We start from the raw sequence: 16,082 nt of genomic DNA on the forward strand, positions 1-16,082 counted from the left end.
GCATCAATTTATTTACCTCACCCCGGCCCTCTCCTTAAAGGAGAGGGAGAAAGAAAACTTACGAAGCAGTCCTGCTCAGGGAGAGAAGTCTCGTATTTAAAACTTACTCGTCATCTTCTGAAGACTTCACCACTTTGTCGGCTTTTTGCGCGCGTAGCTGCGCCACAAGGCTTTGCATATCTTCTGGCAATGGCGCTTCAATGGTTTGGTAACCCGGAATTTCTAAACGCATAGCATGCAGACATAAACGACGTGGCTTGGGACCACGGTATTCAGTTTCATGACCATATTTTTCATCGCCCACCAATGGATGACCAATACTTAAACCATGTACACGGATCTGATGGGTACGGCCCGAAAGTGGAGACGCATACACCAATGTGGCATGCATAAAACGTTCTTTCACGTTCCACAGCGTCTTCGACTCTTTACCTTCTTTAGGTGATACACGTACACGACGCTCGCCATTCGCCAGTTCATAACGATGCAAAGGTTGATCAATCAGTTGCTTATCCAAACTCACTACGCCTTTCACCACAGCAGCATAGGTTTTTTGGATTTTGTGTTCGCGTAGCATGTCTTGCAGGCTTTTTAACACGCTACGTTTTTTCGAAATCATCACCAAACCAGAAGTGTCGCGGTCAATTCGGTGAATCAGCTCTAGGTATTTCTTCCCTGTTGCGGCACGTAAACCTTCGATCAAGCCATACGCTACACCACTACCGCCGTGAACAGCAATACCAGAAGGTTTGTTTACCACCATTAAGCCTTCATCTTCGTACACCACACGGCTCAGTAAACTTTGCGCGACTTTGTCCGATACGGGAACCGCAGACTCATCTTTTTGCTCATAGCGAATTGGGGCAACACGGATTTGGTCACCAATATTGAGTTTGGTTTCTGCTTTGACACGTTTTTTATTGACGCGAACTTGGCTTTCACGAATCAGACGATAAATGCGACTTTTAGGCACACCTTTCAGACGACTAAACAGGAAATTATCAATACGTTGACCCGCCTGATGCTCGTCCACTTCAAACCAGGTGACGCTTTGCCATTCTTGCGTAGAATTCATACAGTTACTGTGACCTAAAAAAATACTAAAATTGATTAAAAATTGATCATTTAAGCTATACTTTTCGCAAGAAACATAAGCTTAGCCCATAGGCAGATGATGCAAGGTTTGATATAGTCAGCGCACGGAAACCACCGTAACTGAGTAAAAGTTGATTCATTTCAGTATTTACTGTCATTGAACTTTCAAGCAATTACTCATTTAGCTCGGAAAGGTCCCAAAAGAATTATGCCGACGCCGAAGGCTTATTATATCGGCAAAACTGCAAACTGTTGCGTTTAATTGTGCCGTAGGTACATAAAACAGTTTGCCCCAAAAAAATATGTGCCAACCAAGGTTGGTTTTTAAACGTAAACTGATACACATCAGACCAGTCGCTCCCTGGAAATCGTGTTCAGGCCACAACGTTTGATGCATTGGATCTGCACAGTTTGTAAAGGTACGATGATAATTCCGTATCAAGACGCTCTATCAGATATGAATGGATGCTCTTCGAGCAATGTGACAGTGAAAGTTACTCACATCCAATGCACCGTTTGTCCGCCAGTGAAACGCGTTCAGGTGACTTTAATCGTTTAAAAGATTGAAGCCGTATTGCCATCATCAATACGTGAATCAAAAACCGTTGCCCGCCCAAAGAAGGTCGGTACACATGCACAGATGATGTTTTTCGATCTGTGCAACTTGATCCATGCTATCTGATGCTCGCTACGAGTCAGGCGATGTTCTTCTGTGTATCACTATTAGGTGTTACACCCATGAAACGTATGTTGATTAATGCAACACATGCCGAAGAAATTCGCGTTGCACTTGTCACTGGTCAGCGTCTTTACGATTTTGACTTAGAGAATCGTACCCGTGAACAAAAAAAATCGAATATCTATAAAGGTCATGTGACTCGCGTAGAGCCGTCTTTAGAAGCTGTATTTGTTGAATACGGTGCAGGTCGTCAAGGCTTCTTGTCGATGCGCGAAATTGCTAACTCTTATTACAAAGCCGATCCTCGCCAAACTTCAAACATCCGCGAATTGATCACTGAAGGCACTGAGCTTTTAGTTCAAGTGGAAAAAGAAGAACGTGGTAATAAAGGTGCTGCCCTTTCCACATTTATCTCACTTGCTGGTCGTTATTTGGTCTTAATGCCAAACAACCCGAAAGGTGGCGGTATTAGCCGTCAAATTTCAGGTTCAGTTCGTGAAGAATTGAAAGAAATGTTGGCGTCTTTAAATGTCCCTCGTGGCATGAGCGTGATTGTACGTACTGCAGGTATTGGTCGTTCTCAAGAAGAACTCCAACTTGACCTGCAACACTTGCTTGACCTTTGGGCACAAATCCAAAGCACATCAAGTTCAGGTCCATCACCAATGTTGGTTCACCAAGAAGCCGGTGTGGTTACACGTGCAATTCGTGACTATTTACGTGATGATGTTGCTGAAATTCTGATTGACTCTGAGCAAGCGTATAACGAAGCGTATAACTTTGTTAAAGCAGTGATGCCACGTCAAATCGACAAATTAAAAACCTATACTTTAAATGAACCGTTATTCGCTCATTTTGGTATCGAAAGTCAAATCCAAACTGCCTATGAACGTGAAGTAAAACTTCCTTCTGGTGGTTCAATTGTGATTGACCAAACTGAAGCATTGGTTTCAATTGATATTAACTCTGCAAAATCAACACGTGGTAGCGACGTAGAAGATACAGCGCTCAATACCAACCTTGAAGCTGCTGAAGAAATCGCTCGCCAATTACGTTTACGTGATATCGGTGGTTTGGTTGTGATCGACTTCATCGACATGACCAAAGACCGTAACCAACGTATGGTTGAAGCTAAACTTCGTGAAGCAACACAAAGTGACCGTGCACGTATCCAATTCGGTCAACTGTCACGCTTTGGTTTGATGGAAATGAGCCGTCAACGCTTACGTCCATCGCTTGAAGAAGCCACTGGTTATGTGTGCCCACGCTGTCATGGCACAGGTATGGTACGTGACCTACGTTCTTTATCACTTTCAATTATGCGTAAAGTGGAAGAAATTGCGCTACGCGAACGTCATGGTGAAGTTCAAGTTGAAGTGCCTGTTGAAATTGCTGCATTCTTATTGAATGAAAAGCGTCACAGCCTTGTATATCTTGAGCAAACTTCAAATGTACGTGTGACTGTACTTCCACACCCTCATCTAGAAACACCACATTACGAAATTTCGTATAACCCTGAAGGCTTTGCACCGACAAGCTATGAACGCACTGAAGCGACACGTTCTAGCGAAAAAGAATTGGGTTACGAAGCATCTGAATGGCATTTAGGTGAAGAACAGGCCGCTGCTGCTCAGCAACAAGCACCTGTACAACAACAAGAAAAAGGCCACAAAAAGAATAAGCAACAACCCGTTGCTGCTCAACAAGCACCTGCACAAGTTGCCGCTTCTGCAGCATCATCTAGTCCATGTGCATGGTTAGAAAACTTATTTGTTCAAAAACAAGCTGCAACCGTTGACCAGTCGCGTACTGCAAACAATGCCGCTGCTGCAATTGAACAAATGGTAAATAGCGGTGCTGCAAGCCGTGGCCAGTTTGGTCAAATTACCCCTGCATCGGCAGCGCCTGTTGTTGTCGTAGACAATAATGCTTACCTTGCGCCTTCTTCTGTTGTGCACAAACAAGAACGTGACAGCCATTCAGAAAAAGCTGACCGTGAAGAAAAACGTCACAACAAAAAGCGTACTAAGCATAAAGAACCACGTGAACAAGAAGCTCAACCGCATCAAGTTCATGAAGAAGTGTTACAACCTTCACGTCAAGATCGTCAAGAGCAGCGCAATAACGAAGCACGTCAAAACGAACGCCAAGAGCAACGTTCTGAACGTCAAGAACCGCGCCAAGACAACCGTCAAGACCAACGTGAAAACCGTCGTAACTCACGCCGTCAACATAACAATGAACAAGTACAGCACGATGTTCAAAACAATGAACAACCGCAGTCTGTTCCACGTCGTGACCGCAACAACCAACAACGTCCAAATCGCCCAAATCGCCACCGCGATCAAAGCGTATTGAACGAGCAAGTGATTGCTCAGGAAGTTGCAACTGAGCAACAATCTGAAAACCGCAATCAACGTCAACCTAAAGTTGAAGTTGTTGATGCACCACGTCAAGACGTGATACCAACAGCACTTGTAGTAAATGTTGATCAAGCTCAAAGCGAAATCGTAGCGCTAAATACTGCCCCAGCAGTTGAAAAACCTGTAGAAACCCCAGTAGTCCAAAAAGCCGCTGTCGTTGAAGCAGAAAAAGTGGAAAAACCTGCGACTGAAACAAAAGAAGTAGGACATAAACCACAGCATGCTCAGCAAAAACCGTCTCGTGCAAGCAATGACCCACGTCAACGCCGCCGCGAACAACGTGCAGCTCGCGCTCAACAAGCACAGGCTCCGAAAATTTCGCCATCTCAAGTGCCGACACTGAGTCAATACACTGTAAGCAGCTTGATTAAGCATGTATACGGTGAAGACTGCTCAGTACTGATTGAGCAATTTGGCTTAATTCCAACATTCAACCGTGCATTGCAAAAATTCACGGAAGAATATGCCGCGACTTTGACTGCACCTGCAGCTGAAGCAGCTGTAGAGAAAAAGCCTGTCACTCGTGATGTTCAAGTTGCAAAAGCTGCACCTGAAGCTGAACCAGCGCCAATGTTGGATTTGACACCACCAAAGCCTGTGTCAGATAAACGTGTTGCTAATGACCCACGTGAGCGTCGTCGCCTTGCTAAACTTGCCGCTGAACAAGCGAAACAAGACCAAGCAAAAGCACATGCTGAGGTGGAAGCTACGCCTGTCGCAGACACTGCTGTTGAGGCGCCTGTAGTTGCAGAAGCTAAAGCTGCTACAGTTGAAGCCAATGTATCCGACGTTGCAGTTCAAACTGAAGCACCTGAGCCCGCTCAAGCTGAAGTACCGACACCCGTTCAAGCTGAACTCGATGTGAGTGCGCAGCCTGAAAAGACGGAAGAAGTGTCTGAAGCTCCTACTAAACCAGTAGAAGAAAAAGCTCAAGCCGTTGAAGCGGAAAAGAAAGTTGAGGTTCCTGTAGACGAGAACTCGGCCGCTGAAGGTGAAAAACCTGCACGCCCTCGTCGTCCTCGCGGTCGTCCACCGAAAAAAGCAAACACCGCAACTGAGCAGTAATTTGCTATTTTGCAGGTGAATAAAAAAATCCAGTCATTTCGGTGACTGGTTTTTTTTTGATACTTTTGTCAAATTAGGTTGATTGCACTAGATCGAAACGATTAAAAGACAATTGTAGAATTTGCTGCAAATTTCATTGCAAAGAAATAGACCGTATCGGATTACGAAAAATAAATAGGATTCACATGAGCCAAACTACACAACACGACCTTATTGGGATTGCTGATGTTGCAGCAAAAATTCCCTCGTTCATTAGCAAAGTACCCAACCTGTTGAGTGGTCTAAAGCAAGCCTATTTACGTACCCCAAATACTTCCGCAGGCTTAGGAATTGCATTTGAAAAAGCAGTAAAGCGTAATCCCAAAGGTTATGCGCTTTATTTTGAAGAGCAAAAATATACCTATAACGAATTAAATGAATGGGCCAATCAAATTGGTCACTATTACCTAGCACTCGGTGCAAAAAAAGGTGATGTGATTGCAGTGATGATCGAGAACCGATCTGAACTCGTGGCAACCATCGTGGCATTAGCCAAAATTGGCGTCACCAGTGCCTTGGTCAACACCTCACAAGTCGGCAAAGTCCTGACACACAGCATCAACTTAGTAAACCCAATTGCGGTAATTGTGGGCGAAGAATGCCGTCAAGCTGTAGAAGAGATTCGTGATGATCTCAGTGTGGCTGAAGATCGTTTACATTGGTTCGCAGATCAAGCCACTCGTGTCGATGCCGGCCAAGCACCTAAAGGCTTTTTAAACCTTGCAGTAGCGATTGATGAATTTCCAAAATTCAACACACCCACCACTGCAAGTGTAAAAGGCAAAGACGGCCTATTTTATATCTACACCTCTGGGACAACAGGCTTACCTAAAGCGGTGATTTTTACCAACAGCCGTTGGACTTTGGCTTATGGAACATATGGTCACGTCCTCAATTTGAACAAAGATGATGTGATGTATGTGACCTTGCCGCTCTATCATGCTACAGGTACTGTGGTTTGTTGGTGTGGGGTGATTGCAGGTAGTGCTACCCTTGCCCTGCGTCGCAAGTTTTCAACCTCATCGTTTTGGAAAGATGTACAAAAATTTGATGCTTCAGCCATTGGCTATGTGGGCGAACTTTGCCGCTATTTAATGGATGCCCCACATTCAGACCTTGAAAAAGGCCATCGTGTGAAAAAAATGATTGGTAATGGCATGCGACCAAACATTTGGGATAAGTTTAAAGAACGCTTTGGGGTTGAAGAAGTCCTTGAACTCTATGCGTCAAGTGAAGGCAACGTCGGCTTTAGTAATGTGTTTAACTTCGACAATACCGTTGGTTTTTCACCAACGCCTTATGCGATTATTCAGTTTGATAAAGAAAAAAATGAAGCTGTACATGATGCTAAAGGTCGTTGCATTAAAGTCAAAAAAGGCGAAGTCGGCTTACTCATCGGTAAAATTACCCGTCGCTCACCTTTTGATGGCTATACCGATACGGAAAAAAACAAATCCGTCATTATGAAAGATGTGTTCAAGCATGGTGATTCATACTTCAACACTGGCGACTTGGTTCGTGACATTGGCTTCCGACATGCTCAATTTGTCGACCGTCTAGGCGATACCTTCCGCTGGAAAGGTGAAAACGTCTCAACCACTGAAGTTGAAAATATGGTGAGTGAGTACGATAAAATTGCTGAAGCTGTGGTTTATGGCGTAGAAATTCCAGATACCAATGGCCGTGCAGGTATGGCTGCCATCACACTGACTGATGGTGCTGAACTCAATGAACAAGATTGTAGTGAAATGGTTCTACAATTTAAAAAATGCTTACCAGCTTATGCTGTACCGGTATTTTTACGTGTACAGAAAAAAGTCGAAACCACAGGTACGTTTAAATACCAAAAAAATAAGCTGAAAGAACAAGCCTTTGATCCTAAGCAAACAGATGAGCGAATCTTAGTTTTACTGCCGAATGCGAGCGCTTATTGTGACTTGACCCCTGAAATTTATAACAATATTCAGGCCTATCAATACCGTTTCTAAATCAAACTTGCTCATTTTGACGACAATCACCCGTCAAAATGAGCCACTTTGTTGTATTTATAATCAAACACAAGCAAGTTTATGATTTTTTACTTGCGCTTGAAGCAGATCTTGCTACAATACGCACCATCAAGCGAAATGGGTCGTTAGCTCAGTTGGTAGAGCAGTAGACTTTTAATCTATTGGTCCCGCGTTCGAGTCGCGGACGACCCACCATTTCCTTCGATACCACAAGATGGGTCGTTAGCTCAGTTGGTAGAGCAGTAGACTTTTAATCTATTGGTCCCGCGTTCGAGTCGCGGACGACCCACCATCTTTCTAAAATGCCAGTTTTAGATTACAATCTTGTGCATACCCCCTAAGGGTCGTTAGCTCAGTTGGTAGAGCAGTAGACTTTTAATCTATTGGTCCCGCGTTCGAGTCGCGGACGACCCACCATTCTTTCTTAGGGCTTCTTTCTTTCGGCAGTTGAAGAAAAAGAAACCTGCAGGTTCCGACCAAGACAAACCATCACCATTATTGGTTTTGATTCGCCATTCTCGAAATTTTGCTATAACGATGTTGCGAAGTATCATTCTTGTCTTGCTAGATGAAGTATTTGACCTGAAAAATTTTAGATAACAAATATTCCCTAGTACTCAAAACTACGCGCTTCGTTTATCTTGCTAAAATTTTAAAATGTTATTTTAAAATTTTCTCAGGGTTGTTAGCTCAGTTGGTAGAGCAGTAGACTCTTAATCTATTGGTCGTGGGTTCGAACCCCACACAACCCACCAATTCTATGTCGTATTAATAATTCAATTTTTTATAAGCTAGTTGCATTCGATTAGCCAATGTCTGCGAATTTCACGCCAACGCTCAAACGCAATTTATAATTTTATTTACTTCATTCGCAGCATTTAATTCGGGTCTTTCACCAAGGTATAGGCATGTTGCGGCTGAGGATAACCCTTGGAAAATAATTCCTGATTTCGGTCGACTTCACCTTGACGAATTTTGTCTAAATCCATGGTGATTTTATTTTCATTAATCACGTGATAATAAAAATTCACGCCTTCTTTTCGATGAACCACCAGCTCGGTATGTGCTTCATTGACACTCCACGTATCCTTTCGGTATTTCACATTAATGCCTGGCGTATTGGTTTTTTCAGCAAATACTTTTCCAATTTGAATAATACTGCGGTGTACCGTGCCATCTGGTAATAAGTTGAGGATGAACTCCGCATCGCCTTCTGGGCATGGAATAAAACTGTCATCGCATTTTACTTTGGCATGAAAACGTCCAATAAAAATTTTGGCATGTTCAGGAACAGGAGCTGACTTTAATTCATCATCATTCGGCAATGTCGCCTGCCCTGCCACTTGGGTTAATTTTTTTCCATGATCTTGCTTCGCTTGAACTTCCGATGCGACAGTTGATGCTGAACTTTCACCCTTATCCGCTGCGGGTTGATGCGTTGGACTACAACCAATAAAAGAGAGGCTGAACACTCCTGCAAACACTGAAAGATATGCAAATTTCATCAAAAAAGGTGAAGCCGATGTTTTCATATAATGTGCCAAGACCAATCATTCATTGGTTTTTTCAGTTCTTGCTGACTTAATATTGTAATCAAAAAATCAACGCTGTATACATATATTTGCGATATATGTTAATCATATCTCATTGTTATCGTTGATATTTAATTAATACTCAAGCTATTTTAAAGGCAAACTAATCAAACTAATTCTTCAAATTACATAACTTTACTTAATTTTTTTTTGCACCCTTTAAATCGTAAAGCTTGTCACCATTTCTATAATATGAATTTGGAAATATTCAAATTTGTTCTATTTTTTTAAGGAGACCTGAATGGCCAATGTTGGTTTATATCGCTCAAACCGCTCTAACATGATTGCTGGTGTGATGGGGGGTATTGCTGAACGTTTTGGTTGGAACGTAAATTTACTGCGTATTATTTTTATCTTTGTATCATGCTTAAGCGCAGCCTTTCCCGGTATTTTGGTGTACTTGGTTTTATGGTTAGTCATGCCTAAAGCACAAGATAACTTTTTCCGTACCAATGGCTATTCAGATCCAATCCGTACTGTGAATGATGACAGACGTTAAAATCCCTTGACCCAGTTTGGTCGCTACGGTTTCTCCCCCAAGATTCCGTAGCTTTTTTTTGCCTACATTTTGGCAAAACCATATTTAAGTCTGATGAATTTAAATCAAAGTTTAAGGCTTAAGATTTTGTTTGCTGATTTAACTGTTGATATAACGCGGCAATCATATCGGCACGGCTAATCATTCCCACCAACCGTTTTTGCTCAACGACTGGAATATAATTAAAAGATCTTTCCACAAAATATGGCACCAAGTCTTCAATCGGCTGATCCGGCTGCACGGTCACCACTTTGGGATTCATAATTTGATAAACGTGATTTTCCCAACTGGCTTTGGGGTCTGCGGCACGCTTAAACCATTCCACTACATCATATAAAGCCAAATTTCCCACCAATCGATCCAAATCACTCACCACAGGCAAACTCATCAAATTGACTTGTTTAAACTTTTCCAACGCTGACTGAATATCATCTTCTGCACGCAAGCTAATCACTTGCTGGCTCATGAGATCACGACAATGAAACTGGCTTAGACCACGACGACTAGCTAACTGCTGTGCTTCTAAAATGATTTTTTGTAGGTCGTATTCACTGATATCGAGTAACTGACTTTGCTGTTCTAAGACTTGCTGAATATCCGCAGGTTGAATCGACACTTTTTGTGTCGGTGTTGGATCTGTCGTCCGTGTATTAACTTGTGATTTTTGTGGATACTGCTTACCTAGTAATCGGTTATAAATAATAGCAACCACCATCAAGAGGACCGAATTTAAAAGGACTGGATAAAAAAGAAAGGCGTAGCCTAAATCATGGACAGCCTCGCCGCCCAATACCGCGGTAATCGCTACTGCCCCACTCGGTGGATGCAATGAGTCCGTGGTCATCATTAAGATAATCGCTAATGCAACTGCGATACTAAAAGCTTCGGTTAAATTAGGAATATACATCGCACAAGTCACGCCAATCAAAGCCGCAAGACTATTACCGACCACCATATTCCACGGCTGTGCCAAAGGACTAGCAGGTACAGCAAAGAGCAGCACAGACGATGCGCCCATCGGGGCGATATACCATGCATTTAAGTCACCTAGCGCTAACCAACTAATCAGCGAAGATATACTCAAGCCAAGCAAAGCACCTACCCCACATAGGATGCGATCTTTTAATGGTAAAACTTTAAAGTTGGGTTTAAGTGTATTAAGCCAAGCTGATTTTGCGTGAAACACGAGATGCCTGATTGATTATTCGAACAGATGGGCGATTATAAAACGAAGTCTCTTATAAGATGTATTTATTTTATACCTTTATCTTATAAAATTTTCTACTGAACAATATCTAATCCAAATTAAAGCCGAAAGAACTGAATAATGCTCACGAGTCAATCACCTGCTCATCTCTCTTATTTCATTAACGTTTTACAACAAAACCTAGACAGGCTAGCTGTTTAAAATTCCATATAGTCAAAAGACCTATAAAAATATTTGAAAAAAGGATGTTCTGAATGAATAAAAATATCTTCGCAATGTGTGCCCTCTGTATGCTTGGCTTGGGTTTATCGGCCTGCTCCAAAGAACCTCAACAAGCCAATCCGCCAGCCAATGATAATACACCTCAAGAAATGGCCCCAGCTGAAACTGCAAAAAATGGGGATGATCTTATTCGAGAACCAGCACCACAAGTTGAAGCACCAGCGCCTCAACCCACTTTAGCTGAAATCCCCATGAGTAAAGGCACTTTAGGTTTACAAAGCGTCAAGGTGATTGGAAAAATTTTAACCGTAAAAGTGATAGCTCAACCTAACCCTGCCCCAAATGGAAACACTGAATTTATGAGCACATCCATCAATTTGGAACAAACCAATTATATTGATGATGACACAGCCAAAAAAGTAGGACTGCTGCAAGATGATGCTGGCATTTGGATGGCAGCACCTTTAAATGCAACAAATAAAGCTATCCAAAAAGCCAGTTATGAACCTATTTTACTCACCTTTAAATTCCCTGCGCCGCCTGAAAGCACCAAGACCATTAGCATCAATTTAGGTAATGCAGGTTCTTTTGACGGCATACCGGTTGAACGCTAATGAGAACATTACTGTATAGCGCAAGTTTGAGCTTATTGATTGCAGGATGTGTAGATTCCAAAACTGATCCACCGCCTACTCAGACTGAACAGAACGTCACGGAAATAGACAACTCTCAGACTGTGCCAGAACAGCAGCCGAAGTCATCTGAACCAAGTCAACCTCAGGCAGAAGCCAGTAATTTATCGGCTGTCGGTTCAGATTTAAGTGCCAATCATAATGAATTTAATATTCAGGTGAATTTAAGTTCGGATGTGCTGTTTGATTTTGGCAAAGCCAATTTAAAACCCGAAGCTGAACCTGAGTTACAGCAAGCAGCCCAGACCTTAAAAAGCAAAGGTAAAGGCATTATTGCCATTGTCGGCCATACCGATAATATTGGTTCAGATGCCGCCAACCAAAAACTGTCGTTACAACGGGCTGAAGCGGTGCGTGATTATTTTAAAGCCCAAGGTATTGATTTAAATTATCAAATCAGCGGGATGGGAGAAAGTCAGCCGCTTAAACCGAATACCCTATCTAATGGTGAGGACAATCCTGAAGGTCGTCAGAAAAATCGACGGGTTGAAATTGTAATTAATAAAACCAAAAGCTTATCTGAGTCATAAAGCCTTGATAAAAATGAGTCTAAACGACTCATTTTTTATTTTACGACTAAATTTTTAGTGGTGAATTTTGATTCTTTTTTTGAGAATATCTCTAAACGATAGACGCGCCAAAGTCATATAGCAAACGTTCATTGAGCGGCGATATTTTTTATTCGATTTTCGTATGCTGTACCAAGCCACCTAAGTTGCAAAAGACGTTATAAAAGACCGATTACCCTGTTGGTTATTTGGGATTTTTTTGAAAATTACAGGCTGAATTTTCTTAAAAGATATTGATTTTATCTATCAAATTTAATCGATTACGCATCCGATACTTAATACATAGCATGAGCTGCCTTGCACCTCAGTCACTTCATGCCGATACAAATCTGGTCTAAATAATTTAACTCTTGGTAAATCAATGATGCTTCGCTCACATATAAATTCACCACCTGCTTTCGATTTTTTAATCACGATATTCAACCTAAAATGCTGCCCATATTGTACAGAGTCTTGACGTGGTGGAATCATTGAACCCACAGGAAAACGAAGAAAATAGGCATCACATTTAAGTCCTAAATGGTTTTGTAATAACAACATTTTATCTGAACCCGAATGCTGTCTTCCTTTTTTCAATGCAACCATTTAAAACCCATAAGTCTTTGAATAATTTTATTATTCCTAAATTTTATTGTATTTTTATAGCATGATCATCGTTAACAACAGTATCACTGATGAAGCTTTCTTATTGCTACCATTCTTACCAATAAATACTCAGCTTCATTTAAAACCCGCAGTGCCTTTATTCTATCTGGCATTAAAAGCCCACTTGTTCACGCGAAACCTTTGCCACACACCCCCAAAATCCTTATAATTGAGCACAATTTTTATCTAATTTTAAGTGGATGACCATGAGTCGCGCCATATCGCATATTGATACCTTCCAAGGCTTAATTCTTGCCTTACAAAACTACTGGGCTGAACAAGGCTGTGTAATTCTTCAACCATACGATATGGAAATGGGTGCGGGTACATTCCACACTGCAACTTTCCTACGTGCCTTAGGCCCTGAAACTTGGAACGCTGCTTATGTTCAGCCATCTCGCCGTCCGAAAGATGGCCGTTATGGTGAGAACCCAAACCGCCTACAACACTACTACCAGTTCCAAGTGGTGTTGAAACCAAACCCAGACAACATCCAACAGTTGTACTTAGATTCATTAAAAGCCATTGGTATTGATACCCTTGTTCACGACATTCGTTTCGTGGAAGATAACTGGGAATCTCCAACACTTGGCGCATGGGGCTTAGGTTGGGAAGTTTGGTTAAACGGTATGGAAGTAACTCAGTTCACTTACTTCCAACAAGTTGGTGGTGTTGAGTGCTACCCTGTGACAGGTGAAATCACTTACGGTCTAGAACGTCTAGCGATGTACCTCCAAGGTGTAGACTCTGTTTACGATTTGGTTTGGACTAAAGGTCAGTTTGGTACAGTGACCTATGGCGACGTGTTCCACCAAAACGAAGTTGAACAATCAACCTATAACTTCGAATATGCCAACGTTGAAAAAATGTTTGAACTCTTCGACTTCTATGAAGCGGAAGCGACTCGTTTAATGGAAGCGGAACTTCCACTTCCTGCTTACGAGCAAGTGATTAAAGCATCGCATAGTTTTAACTTGCTTGATGCACGTGGCGCAATTTCAGTAACTGAACGTCAACGTTATATTTTACGTGTACGTACATTGGCTCGTGCGATTGCGCAAAGTTATGTTGCTGCACGTGCGAAGCTTGGCTTCCCGATGGCAGAACCAGCTTTACGTGACGAAGTCCTTGCTCAACTTAAAGCACAAGTTGAAGCGGAAGCAAAAGTAGAATCTAAGGAGAGCAAATAATGTCTAAACATACAGTATTGTTCGAATTAGGCTGCGAAGAACTTCCACCAAAAAGCTTAAAAAAATTACGTGATGCGCTACATGCAGAAACGTTAAAAGGCTTAAAAGACGCAGGTCTTGCATTTGATGCGATTGAAGCTTATGCAGCACCACGTCGCCTTGCACTTAAAATTGTGAATGTTGATGCAGCGCAAGCCGACACTCAAAAACGTTTCGACGGCCCTGCAAAACAAGCAGCGTTTGATGCCGAAGGCAAACCGACTAAAGCACTTGAAGGCTTTATGCGCGGTCAAGGCATTACGGTTGATCAAGTTTCAACTTTCCAAGCAGGTAAAGTTGAAAAAGTGTGCTACTTAAAAGATGTAAAAGGTCAAAGCCTTGATGTTTTACTTCCTCAAATTTTACAACACGCTTTAGATAACCTACCTATCGCAAAACGCATGCGTTCTGCTGCAAGCCGTACTGAGTTTGTACGTCCTGTAAAATGGGTTGTTTTGTTGAAAGACAGTGATGTAATTGAAGCAACCATTCAGGATCACCAAGCAGGTAACGTGACTTATGGTCACCGTTTCCATGCTCCTGAAGCAATTACACTTGCAAATGCCGATGCTTATCTTGATGCCCTTCGTACTGCAAAAGTGATTGCAAACTTTGAAGAGCGCCAAGCGATCATCGACCAACAAGTGAAAGCTTTGGCTGATGAAGTAAATGCCATTGCGATTGTCCCTGCGGACTTACGTGACGAAGTAACAGCATTGGTTGAATGGCCAGTTGCGCTTCGTGCTAGCTTTGAAGAACGCTTCCTTGCAGTGCCTCAAGAAGCACTCATCACCACCATGCAGGACAACCAAAAGTACTTCTGCTTAGTGAATAGCGACAATAAACTTCAACCGTACTTCATTACCGTGTCAAACATTGAGTCGAAAGATCCGTCTCAAATTATTGAAGGTAACGAAAAAGTCGTTCGTCCACGTTTGTCAGATGCTGAATTCTTCTTCTTACAAGACCAAAAGCAACCGCTTGCATCTCGTAAAGAGAAACTTGCAAATATGGTATTCCAAGCTGAATTGGGTACCCTTTGGAACAAGTCTGAACGTATTGCTAAATTGGCTGTGGCTTTGTCGGCTATCACAGGTGCGAACCCTGCAGATGCTGAAAAAGCTGCACTCCTTGCAAAATGCGACTTAACTTCTGAACTTGTGGGTGAGTTCCCTGAGCTTCAAGGTATTGCGGGTACTTACTACGCACGTATTGAAGGCGAAAATGATGAAGTTGCTGAATCTTTAGGTGAACAATACTTACCTAAATTTGCAGGTGACGTTTTACCAAAAACCAAAACAGGTACTACGCTTGCGCTTGCTGACCGTTTAGATACATTGACAGGTATTTTTGGTATTGGTCAGGCGCCGACAGGTTCTAAAGACCCGTTTGCATTACGTCGTTCAGCCATTGGTATCTTGCGTCTTGTGACTGAAAATGATTTAGACGTTTCGATTGAAGATCTAATCAAACTTGCACTTGCTGCCTATGGCGATGTATTGAAAGATCACGATAAGACTTTAGCGGATGCTGTTGCATTCCTTGAAGGTCGTTACCGTGCGAAATATGAAGACCAAGGCGTGGCTGTAGATGTGATTCAAGCGGTTCAAGCACTTTCTCCAAAATCACCACTTGATTTTGACAAACGTGTAAATGCGGTAAATCATTTCCGTGACTTACCTGAAGCTGCTGCGCTTGCTGCTGCTAACAAGCGTGTTGCGAACATTCTTGCAAAAGAAGCTGCACCTAAAGGCGCTGTGGTTGAAGCGAACTTGGTTGAAGATGCTGAAAAAGCATTGTTCGCTGAACTTGCGAAAATCACGCCTGTGGTTGAGCCGTTATTTGCTGCGAAGGACTACACCGCTGCCCTTTCTGCACTTGCTGCACTTCGTGCGCCAGTCGATGCGTTCTTTGACGGTGTGATGGTGATGGCAGATGATGCTGACCTAAAAGCAAACCGTTTACGTATGCTTGCACAGCTTCGTGACTTGTTTACGAAAGTGGCTGATATTTCAGTGTTACAGCACTAAGTTTAAGTATTCATTAAAAACCCGCTTTAAAGCGGGTTTTTTTATGCC

General features: G+C 42.4%; 11 protein-coding genes, 4 tRNA genes and 1 pseudogene. 11 read left to right on the plus strand and 5 right to left on the minus strand.

All coding sequences use genetic code 11. From position 1 onward, the window contains the following. Positions 1–103: 103 nt before the first annotated feature. Both FTV38_RS02590 and FTV38_RS18350 read right to left on the minus strand, forming a co-directional pair. Positions 104–1,075, minus strand: coding sequence for an RluA family pseudouridine synthase (locus FTV38_RS02590; protein ID WP_180021156.1), 972 nt, complete (start codon positions 1,073–1,075; stop codon positions 104–106). Positions 1,076–1,130: 55 nt separating this feature from the next. Next, positions 1,131–1,439 (minus strand): annotated as a pseudogene (locus FTV38_RS18350) (hypothetical protein). A 394-nt stretch (positions 1,440–1,833) separates the two neighbouring features. Here FTV38_RS18350 and FTV38_RS02595 point away from each other — a divergent pair. The 6 genes from FTV38_RS02595 (at position 1,834) to FTV38_RS02620 (ending at position 8,065) form a co-directional block, all read left to right on the plus strand. Next, a complete protein-coding gene (locus tag FTV38_RS02595) occupies positions 1,834–5,262 on the plus strand; it encodes an Rne/Rng family ribonuclease (protein WP_180021195.1) in 3,429 nt (1,142 codons plus the stop codon). A 185-nt stretch (positions 5,263–5,447) separates the two neighbouring features. Then, on the plus strand, positions 5,448–7,289 hold the full coding sequence (locus tag FTV38_RS02600; protein ID WP_180021158.1) for a long-chain-acyl-CoA synthetase: 1,842 nt from the start codon (positions 5,448–5,450) through the stop codon (positions 7,287–7,289). A 140-nt stretch (positions 7,290–7,429) separates the two neighbouring features. Continuing rightward, positions 7,430–7,505, plus strand: a tRNA-Lys gene (locus FTV38_RS02605). A gap of 21 nt (positions 7,506–7,526) precedes the next feature. Next, positions 7,527–7,602: transfer RNA gene (locus FTV38_RS02610), tRNA-Lys, on the plus strand. A 49-nt stretch (positions 7,603–7,651) separates the two neighbouring features. Further along, positions 7,652–7,727 (plus strand) — tRNA-Lys (locus FTV38_RS02615). 262 nt (positions 7,728–7,989) lie between these two features. After that, positions 7,990–8,065, plus strand: a tRNA-Lys gene (locus tag FTV38_RS02620). A gap of 123 nt (positions 8,066–8,188) precedes the next feature. On the opposite strand, the gene FTV38_RS02625 is transcribed toward FTV38_RS02620, so the two are convergent. Further along, a complete protein-coding gene (locus FTV38_RS02625; protein ID WP_180010263.1) occupies positions 8,189–8,842 on the minus strand; it encodes a hypothetical protein in 654 nt (217 codons plus the stop codon). Positions 8,843–9,143: 301 nt separating this feature from the next. On the opposite strand from FTV38_RS02625, the gene FTV38_RS02630 reads away from it, so the two are divergent. Beyond that, entirely contained in the window at positions 9,144–9,401 is a 258-nt protein-coding gene (locus FTV38_RS02630; protein ID WP_180007126.1) for a PspC domain-containing protein, read from the plus strand. 118 nt (positions 9,402–9,519) lie between these two features. Here FTV38_RS02630 and FTV38_RS02635 read toward each other — a convergent pair whose 3' ends face one another. Then, positions 9,520–10,626 carry an HPP family protein gene (locus FTV38_RS02635; RefSeq protein WP_168377935.1) on the minus strand — a complete coding sequence of 369 codons (1,107 nt, stop codon included), beginning with the start codon at positions 10,624–10,626 and terminating at the stop codon, positions 9,520–9,522. Between the two features lie 275 nt (positions 10,627–10,901). On the opposite strand from FTV38_RS02635, the gene FTV38_RS02640 reads away from it, so the two are divergent. Together FTV38_RS02640 and FTV38_RS02645 are read left to right on the plus strand one after the other, a co-directional pair. Continuing rightward, positions 10,902–11,483: a hypothetical protein gene (locus FTV38_RS02640; protein ID WP_168377936.1), complete on the plus strand. Its 582-nt coding sequence runs from the start codon at positions 10,902–10,904 to the stop codon at positions 11,481–11,483. After that, positions 11,483–12,091 carry an OmpA family protein gene (locus FTV38_RS02645; protein WP_180002927.1) on the plus strand — a complete coding sequence of 203 codons (609 nt, stop codon included), beginning with the start codon at positions 11,483–11,485 and terminating at the stop codon, positions 12,089–12,091. Before FTV38_RS02640 ends, FTV38_RS02645 begins: the two co-directional genes overlap by 1 nt. Before the next feature lie 291 nt (positions 12,092–12,382). Here FTV38_RS02645 and FTV38_RS02650 read toward each other — a convergent pair whose 3' ends face one another. After that, entirely contained in the window at positions 12,383–12,715 is a 333-nt protein-coding gene (locus FTV38_RS02650) for a 2OG-Fe(II) oxygenase (protein ID WP_180007122.1), read from the minus strand. A 266-nt stretch (positions 12,716–12,981) separates the two neighbouring features. Between FTV38_RS02650 and glyQ the strand changes: the two genes are divergently transcribed. Both glyQ and glyS read left to right on the plus strand, forming a co-directional pair. Beyond that, positions 12,982–13,965, plus strand: coding sequence for a glycine--tRNA ligase subunit alpha (gene glyQ / locus FTV38_RS02655; RefSeq protein WP_067666981.1), 984 nt, complete (start codon positions 12,982–12,984; stop codon positions 13,963–13,965). Continuing rightward, entirely contained in the window at positions 13,965–16,034 is a 2,070-nt protein-coding gene (gene glyS / locus FTV38_RS02660; protein ID WP_180021160.1) for a glycine--tRNA ligase subunit beta, read from the plus strand. The genes glyQ and glyS overlap by 1 nt, the downstream gene beginning before the upstream one ends. Positions 16,035–16,082 lie beyond the last annotated feature (48 nt).

It is taken from the genome of Acinetobacter sp. YH16044 (assembly GCF_013417145.1).
Lineage (GTDB): Bacteria > Pseudomonadota > Gammaproteobacteria > Pseudomonadales > Moraxellaceae > Acinetobacter > Acinetobacter amyesii.